Genomic DNA, 1,184 nt, shown 5'->3' on the forward strand with positions numbered 1-1,184 from the left:
AACTGAAACACCAGATATTTTCTCGCTCGTGGTAAACATTGTACCAAGCAATCCAGTACAAGCTTTTGCTAACGGCGACATGCTACAAATTATCTTTATGGCTATTTTGACAGGTCTAGCCATTCAAGCTCTGGACTCTCGTGGAGGCCCTGCTATCCGCACGTTTAAGATGGCCAATGAGATCATGATGAAGCTGGTTGGTTTGGTCATGAGTCTAGCACCTTACGGTGTGTTTGCTCTGATGATTCAACTAGGTGCAACCTTAAATGCGAATACACTGATGTCTGTTGCAGGTTACGTTGCGCTTGTCGTGGCTATGCTTGTGTTCTGGATTTTCATCTTCTATCCAATGGCAGTTGGCATTACGACTGGAACTTCTCCAAAGGCGTTTCTCCGTGCAACTCGTGAACAAATCCTATTTTCCCTATCTACGGCAAGTTCAAATGCAACCATCCCTGTAACCATGCGTACTCTGACAGAGAAACTGCAAGTTTCTAAATCAGTTGCGGGTTTTGGTGTACCGCTAGGCGCGACGATGAACATGTCAGGTGTATCTATTTACATCGCGCTTGCTACAATCTTCGTTGCTAACGCGTTTGGCCAGCCAATTAACACCGCTGATGTGTTTACACTCGGTCTGACGATTCTTCTTCTTTCTATTGGTGCTGGTGGCGTACCAGGTGGTGGTGTGGTGATGGTTGGTGTGCTTCTTCACCAATTGGGTCTTCCACCAGAAGGTTTAGCTATCATTGCAGCGGTTGACCGTATCAACGATATGTTCTGTACCTCTTCGAACGTGGTAGGGGATACCGCAGTGAACACTATTGTCGCCAAAACAGAAGGTGAGATTGGCAATCAAGAAGAAGTAGAGGCGCAGCCTGCACAAGCTAATGCCTAGTCTTGAACAATAGAGTTGAATCTATATATAGAAAGCGAGCGGAATGAGCTCGCTTTCTTGTTTTTTTATGTCACAGAAAAATAACCGCTTTTCATCATGTTTACTTTGGAAGTTGTCTCTGGAATGTGATGCATTCCCAACAAGCTGGAAAGAAATCAATTAATTCATAAAAAATACGCTTTTTTTCAATTCTGCCCTTGAAAAGCGTTTTGACGCCCTTATCTATGTGGCATAGAGAAGCAAACATTGATTATTTTTGTTTGTGAGCAAGGGTTGAAACCCGATT

General features: G+C 43.8%; 1 protein-coding gene. It reads left to right on the forward strand.

All coding sequences use genetic code 11. The annotated features are described in order from the left end of the window. Window positions 1-898: dicarboxylate/amino acid:cation symporter (locus R7E47_RS24840; RefSeq protein WP_318085426.1), on the forward strand; the 898-nt coding region annotated here is incomplete at its 5' end. Window positions 899-1,184: the final 286 nt, after the last annotated feature.

This window comes from Vibrio sp. Vb1026, from assembly GCF_033338745.1.
Classification (GTDB): Bacteria; Pseudomonadota; Gammaproteobacteria; order Enterobacterales; family Vibrionaceae; genus Vibrio; species Vibrio alginolyticus.